The sequence below is a fragment of the Salinicola aestuarinus genome (genome assembly GCF_003206645.1).
GTDB lineage: Bacteria > Pseudomonadota > Gammaproteobacteria > Pseudomonadales > Halomonadaceae > Salinicola > Salinicola aestuarinus.
On record NZ_PZJP01000006.1, the window covers coordinates 257,513 to 276,978 of the forward strand.

General features: G+C 65.4%; 18 protein-coding genes. 7 read left to right on the forward strand and 11 right to left on the reverse strand.

Translation table 11 applies throughout. From position 1 onward, the window contains the following. Nucleotides 1-76 precede the first annotated feature (76 nt). Nucleotides 77-454: a fluoride efflux transporter CrcB gene (gene crcB, locus DOM41_RS10880; RefSeq protein ID WP_110686880.1), complete on the forward strand. Its 378-nt coding sequence runs from the start codon at nucleotides 77-79 to the stop codon at nucleotides 452-454. Nucleotides 455-513: 59 nt separating this feature from the next. Here crcB and DOM41_RS10885 read toward each other — a convergent pair whose 3' ends face one another. From DOM41_RS10885 to DOM41_RS10930, 10 genes are all read right to left on the reverse strand, one after another. After that, nucleotides 514-1,773: an outer membrane protein assembly factor BamB family protein gene (locus DOM41_RS10885; protein ID WP_110686881.1), complete on the reverse strand. Its 1,260-nt coding sequence runs from the start codon at nucleotides 1,771-1,773 to the stop codon at nucleotides 514-516. A gap of 291 nt (nucleotides 1,774-2,064) precedes the next feature. Beyond that, nucleotides 2,065-3,285, reverse strand: coding sequence for a glycosyltransferase family protein (locus DOM41_RS10890; RefSeq protein WP_110686882.1), 1,221 nt, complete (start codon nucleotides 3,283-3,285; stop codon nucleotides 2,065-2,067). 105 nt (nucleotides 3,286-3,390) lie between these two features. Beyond that, nucleotides 3,391-4,254, reverse strand: coding sequence for an HAD-IIB family hydrolase (locus DOM41_RS10895; RefSeq protein ID WP_245391812.1), 864 nt, complete (start codon nucleotides 4,252-4,254; stop codon nucleotides 3,391-3,393). A gap of 238 nt (nucleotides 4,255-4,492) precedes the next feature. Continuing rightward, entirely contained in the window at nucleotides 4,493-5,452 is a 960-nt protein-coding gene (locus tag DOM41_RS10900; protein WP_110686884.1) for a 2-dehydro-3-deoxygalactonokinase, read from the reverse strand. Beyond that, complete coding sequence (locus DOM41_RS10905) at nucleotides 5,449-6,135, reverse strand: 2-dehydro-3-deoxy-6-phosphogalactonate aldolase (RefSeq protein WP_110686885.1); 687 nt, start codon at nucleotides 6,133-6,135, stop codon at nucleotides 5,449-5,451. Before DOM41_RS10905 ends, DOM41_RS10900 begins: the two co-directional genes overlap by 4 nt. A 58-nt stretch (nucleotides 6,136-6,193) precedes the next feature. Then, nucleotides 6,194-7,342: a galactonate dehydratase gene (gene dgoD / locus DOM41_RS10910; protein WP_110686886.1), complete on the reverse strand. Its 1,149-nt coding sequence runs from the start codon at nucleotides 7,340-7,342 to the stop codon at nucleotides 6,194-6,196. Beyond that, nucleotides 7,339-8,139: a FadR/GntR family transcriptional regulator gene (locus DOM41_RS10915; protein ID WP_110686887.1), complete on the reverse strand. Its 801-nt coding sequence runs from the start codon at nucleotides 8,137-8,139 to the stop codon at nucleotides 7,339-7,341. The genes dgoD and DOM41_RS10915 overlap by 4 nt, the downstream gene beginning before the upstream one ends. Before the next feature lie 206 nt (nucleotides 8,140-8,345). Next, nucleotides 8,346-9,608, reverse strand: a complete 1,263-nt coding sequence (gene glyA, locus DOM41_RS10920) for a serine hydroxymethyltransferase (RefSeq protein ID WP_110686888.1) — start codon at nucleotides 9,606-9,608, stop codon at nucleotides 8,346-8,348. A 235-nt stretch (nucleotides 9,609-9,843) separates the two neighbouring features. Beyond that, nucleotides 9,844-12,363: an ABC transporter permease gene (locus DOM41_RS10925; RefSeq protein WP_110686889.1), complete on the reverse strand. Its 2,520-nt coding sequence runs from the start codon at nucleotides 12,361-12,363 to the stop codon at nucleotides 9,844-9,846. Further along, nucleotides 12,360-13,085, reverse strand: coding sequence for an ABC transporter ATP-binding protein (locus DOM41_RS10930; protein WP_110686890.1), 726 nt, complete (start codon nucleotides 13,083-13,085; stop codon nucleotides 12,360-12,362). Before DOM41_RS10930 ends, DOM41_RS10925 begins: the two co-directional genes overlap by 4 nt. Between DOM41_RS10930 and DOM41_RS10935 the strand changes: the two genes are divergently transcribed. Beyond that, complete coding sequence (locus DOM41_RS10935; RefSeq protein WP_188112395.1) at nucleotides 13,084-13,761, forward strand: arylesterase; 678 nt, start codon at nucleotides 13,084-13,086, stop codon at nucleotides 13,759-13,761. The two genes, DOM41_RS10930 and DOM41_RS10935, sit on opposite strands and share 2 nt — an antisense overlap. 98 nt (nucleotides 13,762-13,859) lie before the next feature. Continuing rightward, on the forward strand, nucleotides 13,860-14,849 hold the full coding sequence (locus DOM41_RS10940) for a zinc transporter ZntB (protein WP_110686891.1): 990 nt from the start codon (nucleotides 13,860-13,862) through the stop codon (nucleotides 14,847-14,849). 35 nt (nucleotides 14,850-14,884) lie between these two features. On the opposite strand, the gene DOM41_RS10945 is transcribed toward DOM41_RS10940, so the two are convergent. Next, nucleotides 14,885-15,157, reverse strand: coding sequence for an Rdx family protein (locus DOM41_RS10945; protein WP_110686892.1), 273 nt, complete (start codon nucleotides 15,155-15,157; stop codon nucleotides 14,885-14,887). A gap of 174 nt (nucleotides 15,158-15,331) precedes the next feature. Here DOM41_RS10945 and DOM41_RS10950 point away from each other — a divergent pair, with 174 nt between their 5' ends. The 4 genes from DOM41_RS10950 to ettA all read left to right on the forward strand — a co-directional run bounded on the left by DOM41_RS10950 (nucleotide 15,332) and on the right by ettA (nucleotide 19,354). Next, the gene (locus DOM41_RS10950; protein WP_110686893.1) at nucleotides 15,332-16,648 is read left to right on the forward strand and encodes an MFS transporter; all 1,317 of its coding nucleotides are present in this window, start codon (nucleotides 15,332-15,334) and stop codon (nucleotides 16,646-16,648) included. A 118-nt stretch (nucleotides 16,649-16,766) separates the two neighbouring features. Continuing rightward, nucleotides 16,767-17,186, forward strand: a complete 420-nt coding sequence (locus DOM41_RS10955) for a PAS domain-containing protein (RefSeq protein ID WP_110686894.1) — start codon at nucleotides 16,767-16,769, stop codon at nucleotides 17,184-17,186. A 143-nt stretch (nucleotides 17,187-17,329) separates the two neighbouring features. Beyond that, nucleotides 17,330-17,533, forward strand: coding sequence for a PA3496 family putative envelope integrity protein (locus tag DOM41_RS10960; protein ID WP_110686895.1), 204 nt, complete (start codon nucleotides 17,330-17,332; stop codon nucleotides 17,531-17,533). 159 nt (nucleotides 17,534-17,692) lie between these two features. Then, entirely contained in the window at nucleotides 17,693-19,354 is a 1,662-nt protein-coding gene (gene ettA / locus DOM41_RS10965; protein ID WP_110686896.1) for an energy-dependent translational throttle protein EttA, read from the forward strand. The last annotated feature ends 112 nt before the right edge of the window (nucleotides 19,355-19,466 follow it).

Consider the following 19,466-nt stretch of genomic DNA (forward strand, 5'->3'; position numbering starts at 1 on the left):
CATTAGGGACGAACAGCGGCGCGCCGACAAACGCCGGGCTGCGGGCGCACTCAAGCATTGAAGAGACGATAGACGTATGTGGATTCCCATTCTCGCCATCAGCCTGGGGGCCGCCATCGGGGCCAACCTGCGCTGGTGGCTCGGCGCGCAGTATAACGGCGCCTTCCTGCCTATTCCGCCCGGCACCCTCATCGCCAATCTCATTGGCGCCTGGCTGATCGGCGTTGCGCTCAGCTTCTTCCAGGAGTCGTCGCTCAGCGTCGAATGGAAACTCTTCGCCGTCACCGGGCTGCTCGGCGCGCTGACGACCTTTTCGACATTCTCTGCGGAGATGGTCGGTGCGATTCAGAGCGGCCGGTGGGCCTGGGCGCTGACCGGCACGCTGGTTCACGTGCTCGGCTCGTTTGCCATGACGGCACTGGGCATCGCCTGCTATGGCTGGCTACGCCACTGACGGCCGCCACCGCCAGCGAAGACAGCCGACATCGCGCAATAGCGGCGAACGCCAGCCCGTCAGCTCGGTAGCGGGACCAGGTAGAGCTGGCCGTTGTCGGCGGGGACGATGAGATGGCCGCCCAGGCGGACCGGGCCTGCCGACGCCCTCGGCGCTTCGCCCAGCGACGCCCGGAAGTGAGCCTCGCCGGTGGCGAGGTCGGCGCCCAGCAGTTCGCCGGCGACAAGCGTCACATAGACACTGTCGCCTTCGATGACCGGCGCCCCCAGGATTGGCCCGCAGCCGAGCTGCCAGCGCGTCTCGCCGCTGCGCAGATCGAAGGCATGCAGGGTGTCTCCGGTGGCGCCGACCACCACGACGCACCCTTCGGCCACCGTGGGCGTCCCGAGAACCGAAGCGTCGCGAGAGCGATTCTCGCCAAGATCGGCGCTCCAGCGGCGCTCGCCGCTCTGGGCATCGACTGCGAAGAGGCGATGAGAAAAGCGCCGCGGCCTCGACGCCGTCACCACGGCCGTGGTCAACACCAGATCCCCCTCGATTGCCGGCGGCACGCTGTCGAGCCCGGCAACGACCTCGCCGAACTCTGCCATCCAGACCACGGAGCGGGTCATCGGATCGACACAGAAGAGCCGATAGGGCGCCGCGCCGCCGATGAAGAGTCGACCCTCGTCGTCCAGTGTCGGCGACGAGAGTCCGACGTAGGCACCCAGCTTGATCAGCCCGGTCTGGCGACCGTCCTCGAGCGACAGCACATGGAGCGCACGATCTCCCCCGGCGGCGAAGACTTCGCCGGCGTGGAGCACGGGGGTCAGCATCGACTCCCCCGTGCCACGGTAGTGCCAGACAGGCTTGCCGGTTTCGAGATCGACCGCCAGCAGACCGCTCTTGCCACTACCCAGCAGGTCCCCGGTGACATTGGCCCGCGCACCCGGGGGTGAGAAGCGATTGCCGTAGCCGACGACGCCGATGCCGCGCTCCCAGGCAATATCGGAATGAATCCAGTTGGGCGCGTCCAGCCGCCAGCGCGTCTCGCCACTGGCAGGATCCAGCCGCTTGAGCGCGCCGCCCTCCTGGTTGCCGACCAACAGGTCACCGGCAAATACCGTGGGTGGCGTGCGCACCTCCTCCGGGGTTCTTAACTCGGTGATGCGCTCACGGCGAGGCTCGGCCAGCGTATCGATATCGGCACTGCGCTCAGCGTCGAGACGACAGCGTGCCCCCTCGGCACCGGCGGGTTCGAGGGTCATCAGTGAGAGCACCACCAGTCCGCCCAGACGGCTGTAGAGCGGATGGCGATGAGAGGAAGACGCGAACGGCATGAGGCACCTCTAAGTGCGTTTCAGCGTGTGCGACCCTGACTAGCGGTCTTCCCTGCGTGAAATCATCTCGTTATCGGTCTCGACCTCGAGACACTTTAGGACCAGCGCCATTATGGCGAGACTCGAGTCTAGCCCGAGCCGGCGCGGGAAGGCGACCCGGGCAAGACCCGGGAGCGACGTAGCAGGCCAGGGCGTATCAGCCATCAGGCCACGCCGGTACGCCGGTACGCCGGTACGCCGGTACGCCGGTAAGCCGGTAAGCCGGTAAGCCGGTAAGCCGGCGAATGACTGTTAGACGTCGCCGCTGTTGTCCAGTTCCACGGCCTCGTAAAGGCGATCCTGCAGATCGGGAATGGCGGCCTGAACACGATTCCAACTGGGGATGAACGGCTTGTCGCGGGGCGACTCATAGAACGCCGCCCCCGCCTGCATGATGTTGTCGGCAAAGAGCTCTACCGCCGCCTCTTCGCTGTGGCGATCGAGCTTGAGCCCGTTCATTGCCGCGTCGTGGTCATACGCTTCGATCAGATCCAGCGCCACTCGGTAGTAAGTCGCCTTGACGGTGCGGAAACTCTCCACGCTCATTTCCACGCCGAGGGTCGCGAGCTTGCGGTACATCGCCTTGGCGATATCCATGCTCATGCGATTCAGGCCACCGCTGGGGTCCTCCTGGGACACCGGCTGATGCTTGTGATCATAGGCGTCGGCGATGTCGACCTGACACAGTCGCTTGGTCGAGAAATTGCGGTGGACCTCCGAAAGCACGCCGATTTCGAGTCCCCAGTCGCTGGGGATTCGAATGCCATCGAGCACGTCGGCGCGCATGGAGAACTCGCCGGAGAGCGGATAGCGATAGCTATCGAGGTAGTCGAGATACGGCAGCGGCCCATAAATCATCTTGAACGCCCGAATCAGCGGCGTGACCATTAGCCGGGCCACGCGGCCGTTCAACTTGCCAGAGGCGATTCGCGAGTAGTAGCCCTTGCAGAACTCGTAGTGAAAACGCGGGTTGGCGACGGGATAGATCAGCCGCGCCAGCAGGCCACGGTCGTAGGTGACGATGTCGCAGTCGTGGAGCGCGACTGCCTCGGCCTTGCGGGAGGCGCGGACGTAGCCTGAGCAGTACCAGACGTTGCAGCCCTTGCCCGGTTCCTGAGGCGCCAACCCCTCGGCGGCCAGCTCCTGATGCAGCGCCTGCAGCCTCGGGCCATCGTTCCACAGAATGCGGTGGTGCTGCGGCAGCCGGGAGAAGAACTCCTTTGCCTGAAGAAACTGGTCGCGGTTGGCGCGATCGAGACCGATGACGATCTCGCTCAGATAGGGCACTTGGCACAGTTCATCGACGATGTGCGACAGCGCCGGCCCTTCGAGCTCGGAATAGAGCGACGGCAGGATCAACCCCATGGGCCGATCTCGAGAGAAGCGCTTGAGATCACTCTCCAACGCCTCGATGGAGCGCCGAGTGAGGTTGTGAAAATTGGTGATGATGCCGTTCTGGTAAAAATCGCTCATGGGGCGCCCTCGCTGATGATCGTTGTCACGGCGTCATCTCCGACGCCCTCGAGCGCTGCGCCATGACTCGGCACGCGCCGCCCGTCACTCTCTACTCCCCTCGGGTCAATCCGGTGACGTGAGCCAGCGGGGCTCCTCGCGCAACCAGTGTGCCACGCCCTCGGACCAGCCTTCGGGACCCCGCGCTCGGGTGCGGTAGATGTGCTCGCCCTCGATGGCCATCGGCTGGCCGTGGCCGGCGGCAATCACCACCGCGCGCTCGGTCGCTTCGAGCAGCGCCAGATCGTTGGGGCCATCGCCGAGGCCGAGCGTGCGCGGGCACTGACCCCGCAGCGCTTCGTATCTTGCCACCAGCCAGGCCGCCGCCTGGCCCTTGTCCACCGCGCCCATGACGTGCCAGAAGCGCCCGCCTCGGGTCAGCCGCAGTCCGTCGATGCGCAGCGTCTCGGCGAAGTGGTCGATGTTGTCCGGACTATCCTCCCAGATCAGCGGCTCACTGCCCTCTCGCGCCATCGCCTGGCGCGCGCCCTCCGGCGAGAGCGCTGTCATCTCACAGACCGTCTCGACGCTCATCTCCCCCATCCGCTGAAAGCGCAGCCCCTGTCGCTCGCGGACGACATCGAGACGACGCCGGATGAAATCCACGTCCAGGCTCGGGGTCTTGACCACCAGACCATCCGGCGAGGCGGGATCCCGGTCGAGGCGAGCATGCTGCCACGAGGGCGGCAAGCCGATCACCGCGCCGTTCTCGGCGATGAAGGGCGTCTCCGTCAGCCCCAGCTCCTGACGCAGCGCCAATAGCTCGTTACGGGTCTTGCTGGTAGTGGGGATCACCGGCACGTTGGCCTCGGCGAGACGCGATAGCCACGCCGCGGCCGGCTGCCAGTCGTAGGTATCGTGATCGAGCAGCGATCCATCGAGATCCGTGAAGATCAGCAGAGGCACCTGGCTCAGATCCGGCTGTGTCATCGCATCGCTCTCTTGCATCGCTTGGTGAGTGGCCTGCCCCGCCGTCAACGCGCGCAAGGCGCGACTGGGCGTTACCGCAGGGCGTCGGAACCCACCGGAGGGTGGCGCCTGCCAACTGAAGGTAGCACGGATCGTGCCAACGTCGACGGCCCGGATAATCCGGGCCGTCGGGCAAGAGAGAATAGCGAGTTTGCGTCGTTTTGGTGCAACATCGGGGCACCTTACAACCTGTTCGCCTTTAGTCGGCGAGCGCTGACGCCCGTCGCGAGGCGTGACGGGCGGCGATGGCCGTCACCCCCGCGAGTGTCGCGGCGTCGCTGCCCAGCGCCTCGACGGTCAGCCCGGCATTCTCGAGCGCCAGGGTATAGCTCTCGCGAAGCGTGTCGGCGCCGACCAGATAGACCGTTTCGATCTCGGGCCGCGCCGTGTGCATCGTACGGACCTCCTCACCGATCAGGACGCCGGAGAGAAAGCTTGCGACCTGCCCCCTCTCGAGCCCTGCGTAGAGATGACGAGAGCGCCCCTCGAACAGGGCGTGCATGACGCCCCCCGGCGCCCCGGCACGAGAGAGCCCGAGCCGAAAGGCACTCTCGTCGAAAGGCGCGTCTTCCCGCGCGGGCTCGCCGGGCAGGGTATGGAAGCGCACCGCATGAAAGAGCTCGCCCGTCATCAGGGTGGTGAAGTCGACCAGCCGCCCCGCGTCGAGATGGGCCCATTTGCTGTGCGTCCCCGGCAGACAGCAGTGGGCCGTATCGACCCCCGCGAGCGCCAGGGCGCCGAAGGCCTGGACCTCCTCGCCGCGCATGACGTCGACGTGCGTCGGCGTGACCTGTTTGACCCCGGGGACGATCCAGGCGTTGTCGAGCCCGGGCGCGGCGATCACGCGATCGGCAAGATCCGCTGCCGATACCGGCAGCGCAAGCTGTGGCGCCTCGGCCCAACCGCGGGCCGAGCCAACCATGCCAGCGAGGTAAATGGGGACACACGCCGCCCCCTCGCGCTGCCGCCAGTCGTCCGTCTGCGAGGCGCAGTAATGCGGAAACTCGTGCTGGCTGAGCGCACGCAGGCCGGAGGCCGAGCGGCGACTGTCGAGCACCTCGCCGCTGCTGGCGTCGACCAGGAACGCTCGGAAGTTGCTGGTTCCCCAGTCAACGACAATCAGCCGCTCGCCGTGGGAAGTCGTCGCTGTCCCGCTCATGCATCCGCCTCGCGTTCGAGCTGCTCGGCGTGATTGGCGCTTTCGCGAATCCGCTGCCACTCGGTGACGAGCCCACGAGCGATCGTCCCCACCTCTTCGGCGCGGCGCCCGGGTTTGTAGAGGTTGCTGCCAAAGCCGAAGCCCGCGATGCCATGGGCATGCCACTCGCTCATGTTGCTTTCATCGATGCCGCCCACCGCCAGCACCGGCACCCCCTTGGGCAGGATCGCGCTGATGTCCTTGAAGTAGCCGGTGCCCAGACGCGCCGCCGGAAAGAGCTTCAGCGCAGTGGCACCGGCCTTGGCCGCGGCGAGCGCTTCACTCGGCGTCATGCAGCCGATCATCGGCGCCAGGCCGTGGTCGACGCCGGCACGAATGACCTCCGGATCGGTATTGGGCGTGATCAGAAGCGGGGCATTCAGGGCCGCCAGCCGCTCGGCATGAGCGGGGTCGAGCACCGTACCGGCGCCGATCACCACGTCCGCCGGACAGCGCTTGCTGATCAAGGCGATGCTGTCCCAGGCGCGTGGCGAGTTGAGCGGAATCTCGATCAGCTTGAAGCCCGCGCTCACCAGCGCATCGAACACGCTCTCGATCTCCTCGGGCGTGATGCCGCGCAGAATCGCGACCAGCGGCCGCTCGCTCAGCGCCGTTTCCAGCGCAAATTGTCGTGTCTCGTTCATGCGTCTCTCCTCGATGTCGGACCGCCCCGATAGCGAGCGGTCAGCCCCGCGTCAGCCATCACCACTCCGCGATGGAGCCGTCTTCGTGCGTCCACACCGGGTTGCGCCAGCGGTGTCCTACCTTGGATCGCTCCTCGACAAAGGCCTCGTCGATCTCGACACCGAGTCCCGGGCCATCCGGAATCTTGCAGTAGCCATCGGTAATCGAGAGCGCGTTCTTGTCGACCAGGTAGTCGAGCACGTCGTTGTCACGATTGTAGTGGATGCCCATGCTCTGCTCCTGGATGAACGCGTTGTGGTTCACCGCATCCACATGGAGCGAAGCCGCCAGCGTCAGCGGACCCAGCGGGCAGTGCGGTGCCAAGGCCACATCAAAGCACGATGCCAGCGTCGCGATCTTCATCCCTTCGCTGATGCCGCCACAGTGGGAGAGATCGGGCTGGACGATGTCGACCATGCCATCGGCCAGCAGGTCGCGGAACTGATAGCGCGTGTGCAGCCGCTCGCCGGTGGCAATGGGATAGCCCAGTCCGCCCGCGATGTGCTTGAGACTCGGCAGATGCTCCGGCAGCACCGGCTCTTCGACGAACATCGGATGATACGGCTCCAGCTCACGCAGCAGCGCCTTGGCCATCGGCCGGTGGACACGCCCGTGAAAGTCGATGCCGATCCCGACGTCGGGGCCGACCGCATCGCGGGCCTCGGCGACCCGCGCGACCGCCTCATCCACCTTGGCGTGGGAGTCGACGATCGCCATCTCCGCGGTACCGTTCATCTTGAAGGCCGTGAAGCCCTGATCCACCAGTGCCTTGGCGCCCGACCCCACATCCGCAGGCTTGTCGCCACCGGTCCAGGCGTACATGCGCATACGGTCGCGGCACGCGCCGCCCAGCAGCTGATGAACCGGCACCCCGAGATCGCGCCCCTTGAGATCCCATAGCGCCTGATCGATACCGGCGATGGCGCTCATCAGAATCGGCCCGCCGCGATAGAAGCCGGCGCGATACATGATGTTCCAGAGGTGCTCGATGCGGTGCGGGTCCTGACCGATCAGGTAGTCGGAGAGTTCGTGGACCGCCGCTTCGACGGTCGCCGCGCGCCCTTCCACTACCGGCTCACCCCAGCCGTAGCATCCTTCGTCGGTCTCGATTTTCAGAAACAGCCAGCGCGGCGGTACCTGCCAGGTCTTCAAACGCGTGATTTTCAAGAGTCTCTCCCGAGTTCTGGGGATGAAAGGGAAGTGTCACCGATGAACGCAAGCGTTCGCTGGCGCTGCATCAAGTCCTGCAGTCCGAGGTCGATGGCGGTGCGCTCGAGCACCGACACCGCCGCTGTCGCCGCCGCTTCCGGCTGGCGCAGGCGGATCGCCTCCAGCATGCGACGGTGACGCGCCATGCTGTCGTTCAATACCCCGGCACTGCGATTGGATCGCGTCACCAGCATGGCGATTGCGGGCTTCAGCACGTGGCTGATCTGCGCCCAGATAAGGTTGTGCGACGCGGCAAAAATCGCCTCGTGAAACGCGACGTCGTAGTCGTCGTGGGTCATGCCCTGCGACACGAGGTCGGGGCTCTCCAGCGTCGCGATCATGCCATCGAAGGCGCTCTCGATACTCATGAGATCGACCGCCGTCGCCGCCTCGGCGGCGAGACCGGCAACGAACGGCTCGGCGGCCAGACGAAAGGCGAACACCTCTCGCGTCAGCATCGGGTTGGGCTGGGCGTAGCGTGCCATCCAGGCGCTGACTTGCGGGTCGAGCAGATGCCACGCCGAGAGCTCGCGCACACGGGTGCCCTGCCCCGAAATACGCACCACCAGCCCGGCATTGACCAGTTTCTGCAACGCGCTGCGCACGGTGCTGCGGCTCACGCCGAAGCGCTCGCAGAGATCGACCTCCCTCGGAATGGTGTCGCCGCTCGCGTAGGCGCCGCTGAAGATCGCCTCGGCGAGGGAATCGGCGATATCCGGGCGCGGTTCGCGGGCGTTGGAGAGAGTAGACGGCATGGTGTCTCGAGGCATGAAGGTAAACGCCATTATCGACTATGTCGGACATAGCTTCCAGCAACGGTGACGTTCTTGCCTTTAGACCATGGTCACAGCGCCCGGCGTCGATCGGCTGTCGGCCCCTCCTCGTCTCTCATCTCTGGGTGCCTCGAAACGAAAAACGCCCCTCCGAGGAGGGGCGTTGCTAGCCGGGCAACCCTGCAAGATCAGCGATAGACCGGAAGACGTGCGCAGACGGCCTCGACCTGCTGTTTGACGCTGGACTCGATCTCGCTGGAGTCACCCTGCTGCATGGCGTCCAGAATGTCGCAGATCCAGCCGGCGAGATCGCGGCATTCGCTCTCGCCGAAGCCCCGCGTGGTCACCGCCGGGGTACCGATACGCAGCCCGGACGTCACGAACGGGCTCTGCGGGTCACCGGGCACGGCGTTTTTGTTGACGGTAATGTGCGCGCGGCCGAGCGCAGCGTCCGCGTCCTTGCCGGTCAGCCCCTGCTTGACCAGCGAGAGCAGGAACAGATGGTCCTCGGTGCCGCCGGAGACGACCTCGAAACCGCGCTCGATGAATACGCCGGCCATCGCCTGGGCGTTTTTGATCACCTGACCCTGATAGGTCTTGAACTCGGGGTCCATCGCCTCCTTGAAGCAGATCGCCTTGGCCGCGATCACGTGCATCAGCGGGCCGCCCTGACCGCCGGGGAAGACAGCAGACTGCAGCTTCTTCTCAATGTCGGCGTCGCTTTCGGCGGAGAGAATCAGGCCGCCACGCGGGCCGCGCAGTGTCTTGTGCGTGGTGGTCGTCACCACGTGAGCGTGGGGCAGCGGGCTCGGATAGTGGCCGGCAGCGACGAGACCGGCAACGTGCGCCATGTCGACCAGCAGATAGGCGCCCACTTCGTCGGCGATCTCGCGGAACTTCGACCAATCGATGATCTGAGAGTAAGCGGAGAAACCGGCGATGATCATCTTCGGCTGATGCTCGCGCGCGAGGTTGGCGACCTCGGCGTAATCGATGCGGCCGCTGTCGTCGATACCGTACTGCACCGCGTGGTAGTGCTTACCGGAGAAGTTCGGCTTGGCCCCGTGGGTCAGGTGGCCGCCCGCGTCGAGGCTCATGCCGAGAATGGTGTCGCCCGGTTTCACCAGCGCCTGAAAGACCGCACCGTTGGCCTGAGAACCGGAGTGCGGCTGGACGTTGGCGTAGCTCGCACCGAAGAGTTCCTTGGCGTAGTCGATCGCCATCTGCTCGACGACGTCGACGTGCTCGCAGCCGCCATAGTAGCGCTTGCCGGGGTAGCCTTCGGCGTACTTGTTGGTCAGCTGCGAGCCCTGCGCTTCCATGATGCGCGGGCTGGCATAGTTTTCGGAAGCAATCAGCTCGATGTGGGCTTCCTGGCGCGCGACTTCCTTCTGCATCGCGTCCCACAGGGCATCATCGAATCCGGCGACTTGCATGTCTCGAGTGAACATTTTGGGGTACCTCGGCTCTCGGGGAGGAGTCGACGGACGCGGAGCGGATCCCGCCCGTTCTGAAATCGTGGAGGGCAAGTTTACCCCAGCGTCAGCGGCCTTTCCTATGCAACACGAGCTTGCGCAGGCGCATAATTTCTCACGCTGACTTTAGCGTGAGTAAAAATGCCGCCAGAAGCGACACTAGCCTCGCCGAGGACGACACCACCGTACCCGGCGAGCCACGACGAGGGGCTCAGGTCTCGCCGAGCAGACGCAGACTCGCCATCGGCGAGTGCCGACGGGTCGAGCGCGACAGCAGGAAGCCGATGCCGCCGACCATGACCGCCCCCAACAGCGGCATGGAGAGCCACATCGTCAGGTGGAGACGGGGGGAGAGCCCGAGCCAGGTGAAGATGCCCACGGCCGCGACCTCGGCCAGCGCCGCCCCGAGCAGGCCGCTCGCCAGCCCCAGTAGCGCGAACTCCGACCACTGCATTCTCGAGAGCGTGCGATCGCTCGCGCCGAACACCCGCAGCAGCGCACCCTCATGGGCTCGCGCGGGTCGGCTCGCGGTCAGTGCCGCGTAAAGCACACTGACGCCGGCCAGCAGAACGAAGCCAAGCACGAATTCCACCGCGCGAGTGACCTGCGTCAGAATCCCGCGGACCTGTTCGAGCAGCGCCTCGACGTTGAGCAGCGATACCCCCGGGTACTGTCGCACCATCTCGCCGAGCAGGGCGTCGTTGCCCTCGGCCAGATAGAAAGAGGTAATGAAACTGTGCCCGAACGACTCGAGCACGCCCGGCGGGAAGATGATGAAGAAGTTGGGCTGGAAGCTCTCCCAGTCGAGATGACGCAGACTGGTCACCTCGCCGGTCACCGTGTCGCTACCGATGGTGAAGGTGAGCGTGTCGCCGAGTGAGAGCCCCAGGCGGCCGGCGAGCTCTTCCTCGACCGAGATCGGCACGTTGCCTGTCGCGCGCATCGCCGCATCGGGATCGAACCACTCGCCCGCCGTCACGTCGTTGCCGTCGGGGAGCGCCTCTCGCCAGGTCAGGTTGAGATCACGCCGCAGCGCCCCGTCGTTGGCGTTGTCGGCGGGAACCCGGGCCTGCGGCGGCTGACCGTCGATGGCCGTGAGCCTGCCGCGCACCAACGGGTAGAGCCCGCTGGCGCTCCCGGCGGCATCCTCGAGCAGCGTCTCGACGCCGTCGCGCTCCTGGGGCTGAATATTGATCGCAAAGTAGTTGGGCGTCTCCTCCGGCAGCTGCGCCTGCCAGGTGGTGAGCAGATCGCCGCGCACCACCGCGATGATCGCCATCGCCGCAAAGGTCACCGAGAACGCCAGCAGCTGACCGAGGCTCGCCTGACGCCGCCGCGCGAGCTGACGTCCACCGAGCTGCAGCGCGCGCCCGCCGTTGCCGCTCGGGGTGAAGCGCGATAGCGCCCCCAGCAGCAGACTCAGCAGCAGATGCGCCGCCCCGGCGAGCACCGTCAGCGCCACCAGCCCGCCGAGCAGAATGCCCACGGCGAGTACCGGATCGCCGGAGTAGAGCCAGAGCAAGCCACCGAAGACCAGGCTCGCGATTCCCACCACCACCCAACCCGCGGCCGGGATGGGGTCGAGCTCACGCCGAAGCACCTTGAGCGCACTGACCCGGCGCAGTCGGATCAGCGTCGGACCGGCGAAACCGACCAGCACCGCCAGCGCGGTGAGAATGCCCATGGCGAAGGGCAGCCAACCCGGCGGCGGCAGCTCCAACGGGAGAAACCGCACCAGCAGCGCCAGTAGCCCCGCCTGTCCCGCCAGCCCCAGAAGCGCGCCGAGCGCCGCGGCGGCGATGGCCAGCCACCCCAGCTGCCAGGCGAAGAGCTGACCCAGCTGGCGCTGGGAGGCACCGAAGCAGCGCATCAACGCGGCGGTATCCAGATGGCGATCGACGTAGCGACGCGTCGCCATCGCCACCGCGACGCCGGCAAGCAGTACCGCGGCGAGACCGGCAAGACTCAGATATTTCTGCGCCCGCTCCAGCGAGCGTCCGAGGCTCGGTCGGTCGACCCGCACGTCGCGCACCTCGATGCCCGCCTCACGCCAGCGCTCGAAACGCGCCGCCACCGCTTCCACCGCGGCGGGCGGGCCGGCGGCCAGCAACTCGTACTCGATGCGTGATCCCGGGCGCACCAGTTCAGTTGCCTGCAGGTCTGCGCGGTCGAGCATGATCCTTGGCGTCAGCCCCGAAAAACCACCCTGCTGGTCCGGCTCGCGATCGATCAGTCCGCCGACGCGCAGCGACGCCGAGCCCACCTGGACGGTGTCGCCGACCTTCACCTCGAGCAGTCGCGCCAGCCTCGGGGCGATCCACGCCTGCCCTGCCGGCGGCCCGTGGGCCACCGCTTCGATACCGTCGCCACGATCCACCCTCACCTCGCCGTAGAGCGGGTAGTGGTCGTCGACCACCTTGAGCCCGGCCGACTGAAAGGCATCGCCCTGGGAGATCATCGAGACCAGATCGACCTGATCGCTCAGTCTCAGCCCCGCCTCGCGCAGGGTCTGGCGCACGTCGTCGTCGAATGGCTGGCCCTGCTCGAGCACCAGGTCACCGCCGAGCAACTGGCCTGCCTGGCGTGTCAGACCGCGGTCCAGGCGATCGAGAAAGAACCCGATCATGGTCGTGGCGGCCACCGCCAGCGTCAGCGCCATGAACAGCGCGCGGACGTCGGCGGCACGCAGGTCCCGCTTTAGCCCCTTGAGCGATAGTGCGATCAGGCTCATGCGCTGACCTCAGCGTGCCGATCGATCTCGAGTGGCTGCAGCGCACCGTTCTCGAGCTTGAGGCAGCGATCGCAGCGTCGCGCCAGCGCCAGGTCGTGGGTGACCAGAATCAGGGTGGTATCGGACTCGCGATTGAGTGCGAACAACAGGTCGATAATGCGCCGACCGGTCTCTTCGTCGAGGTTTCCGGTAGGCTCGTCAGCGAAAACCAGGTCCGGATCGGTCACGAAGGCGCGCGCCACAGCCACCCGCTGCTGTTCGCCGCCGGAGAGCTGTTTGGGGAGATGCGACAGGCGCCCTTCGAGACCGACCCGTGTCAGCCAGTGGCGACTTTTCGCGGCCACGTCTTGCCGCGGCGATAGTTCCAGCGGCAACATGACGTTTTCCATTGCCGTCAGAGTCGGTAATAACTGGAAGTTCTGAAACACGAAGCCTACGCGACCTGCCCGCAGCGCGGCGCGTCCGTCCTCGTCGAGTTCTTCGAGTGACTGACCGAAAAGTTCCAGCGCCCCGGAGGTGGGTGCATCGAGTCCGGCGAGCAGTCCCAGCAGGGTCGATTTGCCAGCGCCAGAGCTGCCGACAATGGCAACGCTCTCGCCGCGACCGACATCCAGCGATAGCGCTTCGAGAATAACGAGCTCTCCTTCCCCGCTTTTTACCCGCTTGCCCAGGTCGCTTGCGTATAGAATTCGATCCTGCTGATTCTCCGAGGAGTGAGACATGGTGTCTGTTTTTCCTGTAACGGGTGCGAAAAGAATCGTCGGCGCGGCCCTGCGTCGTCGCCTGATGGGAACGCTGATCGGCTCTATGGTGCTGGTGATGGCGCTGCCCGCTGCGGCCCGTGCGGAAACTATTCTGATCATGGGTGACAGCCTGAGCGCCGCCTACGGTATCGAACCGTCGGCGGGTTGGGTCAATCTACTCAAGCAGCGTCTCGACGACGAGCACCAAGTGATCAACGCCAGCATCAGCGGCGAGACGACGTCCGGCGGCGCTGCACGCCTGCCGGACATCCTCGACCAGCACGACCCCGACATCGTGCTGATCGAACTCGGGGGCAATGATGGTCTACGCGGCCTCTCCCCCCAACAGATGCAGGTCAATCTGGCAAAGATGGTCGAGCGTAGCGAGGACAATGGCGCGCAGGTGCTGCTGCTGGGCATCGAGGTGCCGCCCAACTACGGCGCCTCCTACGCCAGTGCGTTTCGCGGCGTCTTCTCGCAGCTCGCCGAGGAGTACGAGATTCCCCTGCTGCCCTTCCTGCTCGAGGGTGTCGATCTCTCGACCATGCTGCAGGACGACGGCATTCATCCGACGGCCGAGGCGCAGCCGATCATTCTCGACAACGTCTGGACCCTGCTCGCCCCGATGCTCGACGCCGAGGATCAAGCCGACTGATCCGTCGTCGGCCACCGCCCCCTTCGCCGTCGTCGCCCGCCCTCGCTCCGGCGTCGCCGGCATCCGTCGCGACGGCGGCACGGTTTCAAGGAGAGAACATGGAGAGTCAAACCACCCTGGAGGGTGACACGGCGCTGGTGGCTGCCTATCAACTCGACGGGCGCGGCGGTGGCGAGCTGCTCAGCGTCAGCGCACTGCGAGACGCTTGGAAAGACCCCGAACGCATGCTGTGGATGCACCTCGATTTCCGTCACGAGGACGTCGGGCACTATCTGAACGACCTTGCCCAGCTCGACGAAGCGGCGGTCGAAGCGCTGCTGGAGGAGGACACTCGTCCCCGGCTCGGCAAATTCCGCAACGGCGTGGTGACCACCCTGCGCGGCATCAATCTCAACCCCGGTGCCGCGCCTGAGGATCTGATCTCCCTGCGCATCTGGATCGCCCCCAATCGGCTGATCACCCTGCGCCGACGGCCGCTTCGCTCGGTCAGCGAGGTGCGCGAGCGGATCGACACTGGCGACGGCGCACTATCGACGCCCGACCTGCTCGCCTGGCTCGCCGAGACGCTGGTCGACAAGGTCGGCGACGTCGCCCATCAGATCGACGATGGCCTGGGCGCACTGGAGGAAGATCAGCTGTGTGATCGCGAGATCGACCCTGACGATCTGTCTCGCTTTCGCCGCTCGCTGATTACGCTGCGGCGATTCATGGGGCCGCAGCGCGACTGCCTGGAGCAGCTGGCTCACGGTCCCCACTGGTTCGACGACGACACGCAGGTCTCGATCCGTGAAAGCGCCAACCAGCTATCGCGCTACGTCGAGGACTTTCACGCCATGCAGGAGCGCGCCCTGGTCCTGCAGGAGCATCTTTTCAGCGAGCACAACGAGCGCATGAACCAGCGCATGTACATGCTGGCGATCGTCACGACGGTCTTCCTGCCGCTGAGCTTTCTGACCGGACTGCTGGGTATCAACGTCGGTGGCATCCCCGGTGCCGACAACCCCTACGGCTTCGCGATCTTTCTTGTCATCACCATTGGGGTCGGTGGCTGGGTCATGATGCTGCTCAAGCGCAAGCGCTGGTGGTGATGACACCCGGGCCCGTCGGGTCTGCCGTGCAGGGATTAGCGCTTGTCGGTGTGACCGAGATCGCGGTCGGGATCGAGCCGATCACGCACGCGGCGTTTGAGCACCTTGATGTCGGGAAAGCCGCCGTCACGCTTGCGCTCCCAGAGCGACTCGTCATCGTAGAACACTTCGAAGTGGCCACCGTGGCTCGGTGCCAGTGAGACTTGCTCCAGCCCCTCGCCAAAGGTCTGCAGGAGCTCCTGGGCGTACCAGCCGGCACGGAGCAGCCACTGACACTGGGTGCAGTAGTGAATTCGAATCTGCGCCATGCGCTAACCTCCAGAACGTCATAACCCCAATTGCGACCTGAACATCGCAAGCCACGGGCCATGATGCGCGGCGGTGACCCGACGCTCAAGCGTCTCACCCCGCTTGCGCGTGACACAGCGACCCCCACGCCGGGCCCGCAACACGTAATCCAAGAGCAACAGGGAACGTTGTCGATGTCCTCCAGACCCCCATCACTCACGCAGCTTTTCGAGCGTCTCACCGGCGACGACGACAGTCGCATGTGCCGCGATATCTCGGATGAGGCGTGCCGTGAACAGCCGGGCAATTTCTTCCGGCATCTGCTCGCCGCGCTGGGCAACAAGCTCGCCGACGAACTCTCCAACGCCCGGCTGATTCTGCCGTGGCTCATGGGCGCCATCGGCGCGCCGGTCTGGATGGTGGGGCTTCTGGTTCCGATCCGCGAGGCCGGCGCGCTGCTGCCGCAGCTGCTGATCGCGGGCTATATCCGGCTGCGAGCCGTGCGCAAGTGGGTCTGGGTGCTCGGCGGCATCGTCCAGGCCGCCGGCGCGCTGGCACTGGCGCTGTTGGCCCTGTTCGGCGAAGGCAGCTGGGCGGGCGCGCTGGTCCTGGTGGCGTTGACGGGGCTCTCGCTTGGCCGGGGACTCTCATCGGTGGCGACCAAGGACGTGCTCGGCAAAACGATCGCCAAGCAGCGTCGCGGCACCCTGATGGGCTGGAGTGCTGGCGTCGCTGGCGCGCTGACGTTGCTCATCGGTCTGGCCCTGGTATTGCTCGGCGATCGGCCTGGCGGCATGGCAATCGCCGTGCTGCTGCTGACCGCCGCCCTCGGCTGGCTGCTCAATGCGCTCTGCGCCGCGCTGGTTCAGGAGGAACCCGGCGCGACGAAGGGCGGGGCCAACGCCTGGGACAGCCTCAAGGATGGGCTCGGGTTGATGCGCAAAGACCGGCGATTCCTGCACTTCAACCTGTCGCGGGCGCTACTGCTGTCGAGCGCCCTGGCACTGCCCTACCTTGCCCTGCTCGGACAGCAGAACAGTGGCACCGACCTGGGGAGCCTGGGCATCCTGATCGTCACTTCAGGACTCGCCGGGATGATCGCCGGTCCCATCTGGGGGCGACTGGCGGATCGCTCGAGTCGTCAGGTCATGCGCACCAGCGCCATTGGCGCGGCGCTCTGCTGTTTCGCCGGCGCCGCCTGTGCGCTGCTGCCGGCATCGATTCGCGAGAGCGTCTGGCCGTATGCCGCGGTCTACGGCCTGCTGATGATTGCCCACGCGGGGATTCGGCTGGGTCGCAAGACCTATGTGATCGATCTCGCCGACAGCGACAGTCGCGCCCTCTACGTGGCGTTCTCCAACACCTTCACCGGCATCGTCATGCTGGGGCTGGGTCTACTACTCGGCGGGCTCGCCCAGTGGCTGGGGAGCGCCGGACTACTCGGGGTGCTCGCCCTGCTGGCGAGCGCCGCAGCGGTGAGTGCACACGCCCTCGCCGAGGTCGAGGCGTGAGCCGCCAAAGCGTTGTAATCCCTAGGTGCCGTGGCATCATGACACGCGTATCGCCCCGACTATTCGAAGGATGTCCCGCCTGGAGGCAAGGATGGCCAGTACCCAGAAACGTCCCCCTATGATCAGCCCCGCTCTGCTGGAGCGCATCGTGAACGCTTCCGACGACGGCATCGTCGTTGCCGAGCAGGAGGGTGACGAGAACATCCTGATCTACGTCAATGAGGGTTTCGAGCGACTCACCGGCTACAGCATCGATGAGATCCTCTATCGCGACTGCCGCTTTCTTCAAAACGGTGACCGCGACCAACCCGCCATCGACAGGGTGCGAGCCGCCCTCCGCGAAGGTCGGCCGTGCCGCGAAGTGCTGCGCAACTACCGCAAGGACGGCAGCCAGTTCTGGAACGAGCTGTCGATCACCCCGGTGCACGATGAAGCGGACCAACTGACCTACTTCGTCGGCGTTCAGAAGGATGTCACCGGCCTGGTCGAGGCGCTCCAGGAGCTGGAGGCGCTGAAGGCCGAACGCAGTTCGGCTTGAACCCGGCTCACGCCCCACGTGTTTTTATCGCCGCCCATTGCGGCGATAGTTTTTTTAAAAGCCCCTAGGCTTGCCCGCCCCCCCGTTCGACGATATATAGCCTTCTAGCATCACCGAGATGCCACTGATCGGGAGGGCTTAGCATGAGCCGTGAAGAGTATGCCGACGAGCAGGACGTGCTCGATGCCGTCAATGACGAACAGTTCGACCGTCCGCGGAGCAGCAAGGCGGACAAGATCGACACCTTGAAAGCCCGCCGACAGGTCGAGGCGCTGCTGGAAGAGCGTCGCCTGAAGCGCGCCATCGAGGACGATTGGTACCGCGACTTCGCCGACGAGGAGGAGTGATTCGCCGCGCGCCGGGGCGTTAGCATTTGCCCCGGTAGTCGTTTACCCTGCCTACTCTGAGTCCCGGGCCCCGCGTCCGGGCTTCTGTCTCGAATTCTCTTTTCTGGTCCCGGCTTGTCGGCGACCCATCTCTTACCAACGCGATACGACCGGATTTCCATGGCGCAATACGTCTACACCATGAACCGGGTGGGCAAAGTCGTCCCCCCGAAGCGCGAGATTCTCAAGGATATCTCGCTCTCTTTCTTCCCGGGCGCCAAGATCGGCGTTCTGGGCCTCAACGGGGCGGGCAAGTCGACGCTTTTGCGGATCATGGCGGGCGTCGATACCGAATACAACGGCGAAGCCCGTCCGATGCCCGGTATCAATATTGGCTACCTGCCGCAGGAGCCGGCGCTCGATGACGACAAGAGCGTCCGCGAGACCGTCGAGGAAGCGCTCGGCGAGGTCAAGGCAGCGCAGGAGAAGCTCGAAGCCGTCTATGTCGCCTACGCCGACCCGGACGCCGATTTCGACGCCCTCGCCGCGGAGCAGGGTCGCCTCGAGAACATCATCGAGGCCGCCGACGCCCACAACATCGAGCGCAAGCTCGAGGTGGCCGCCGAAGCGCTGCGCCTGCCAGCCTGGGATGCCCGCGTCGGCCATCTTTCCGGTGGCGAGCGGCGCCGCGTCGCCCTCTGCCGTCTGCTGCTGTCGAGCCCGGACATGCTGCTGCTCGACGAGCCGACCAACCACCTGGACGCCGAATCGGTTGCCTGGCTCGAACGCTTCCTGCACGACTATCCGGGTACGGTGGTGGCGATCACTCACGATCGCTACTTCCTGGACAATGTCGCCGGCTGGATTCTCGAGCTCGACCGCGGCCAGGGCATTCCCTTCGAAGGCAATTACTCCCAGTGGCTCGAGTCCAAGGAGAAACGCCTCGAACAGGAAGCCAAGGCCGAGGCCGGTCGTCAGCGGGCGATCAAGCAGGAGCTGGATTGGGTTCGCCAGAACGCCAAGGGGCGTCAGGCCAAGAGCAAGGCGCGTCTCAATCGCTTCGATGAACTCCAGTCCGGTGACTTCCAGAAGCGTAACGAGACCAACGAGATCTATATTCCGCCCGGGCCGCGCCTCGGCGACAAGGTCATCGAGTTTCACGACGTCTCCAAGCGCTTCGATGACAAGCTGCTGTTCGACAACCTGTCGTTCCAGATTCCGGCGGGCGGCATCGTCGGTATCGTCGGCGGCAACGGCGCCGGCAAGTCGACGCTGTTCAAGCTGATCGATGGCAAGGAGCAGCCGGACAGTGGTGAGGTCGTGCGTGGCGAGACCGTCGACGTGGCCTACGTCGAGCAGCTTCGCGATCACTTCGACAACAACCAGACGGTGTGGGAAGCGGTCTCCGACGGCCACGACATGCTCAACATCAATGGCTACGAAGTGTCGTCGCGGGCCTACGTCGGCCGCTTCAACTTCAAGGGCACCGATCAGCAGAAGCGTCTGAGCGAACTCTCAGGCGGTGAGCGTGGCCGTCTGCAGCTGGCACAGACCCTCAAGCAGGGCGCCAACGTGCTGCTGCTCGACGAACCGTCCAACGACCTGGACATCGAGACCCTGCGCGCGCTGGAAGAGGCGTTGCTCGCGTTCCCGGGCTGCGCGCTGGTCATCTCCCACGACCGCTGGTTCCTCGACCGAATCGCGACGCATATCCTCGCCTACGAGGGCGATTCGAACGTTGTGCTGTTCGAGGGTAACTACACCGATTACGAAGCCGACTATCGCAAGCGGGTGGGCAGCGATACGCCCAAGCGCATGAAGTACAAGCGCATCGACGCCTGACAGCGTCGCGTGAGACCGGCTCGAATCAGCGCGTCAGCGTGATGGGTTCGAGAACGCGAAAACCCCCGCCAGAGCTTGTCTGGCGGGGGTTTTTCGTTGCCTCAGCGCCTTG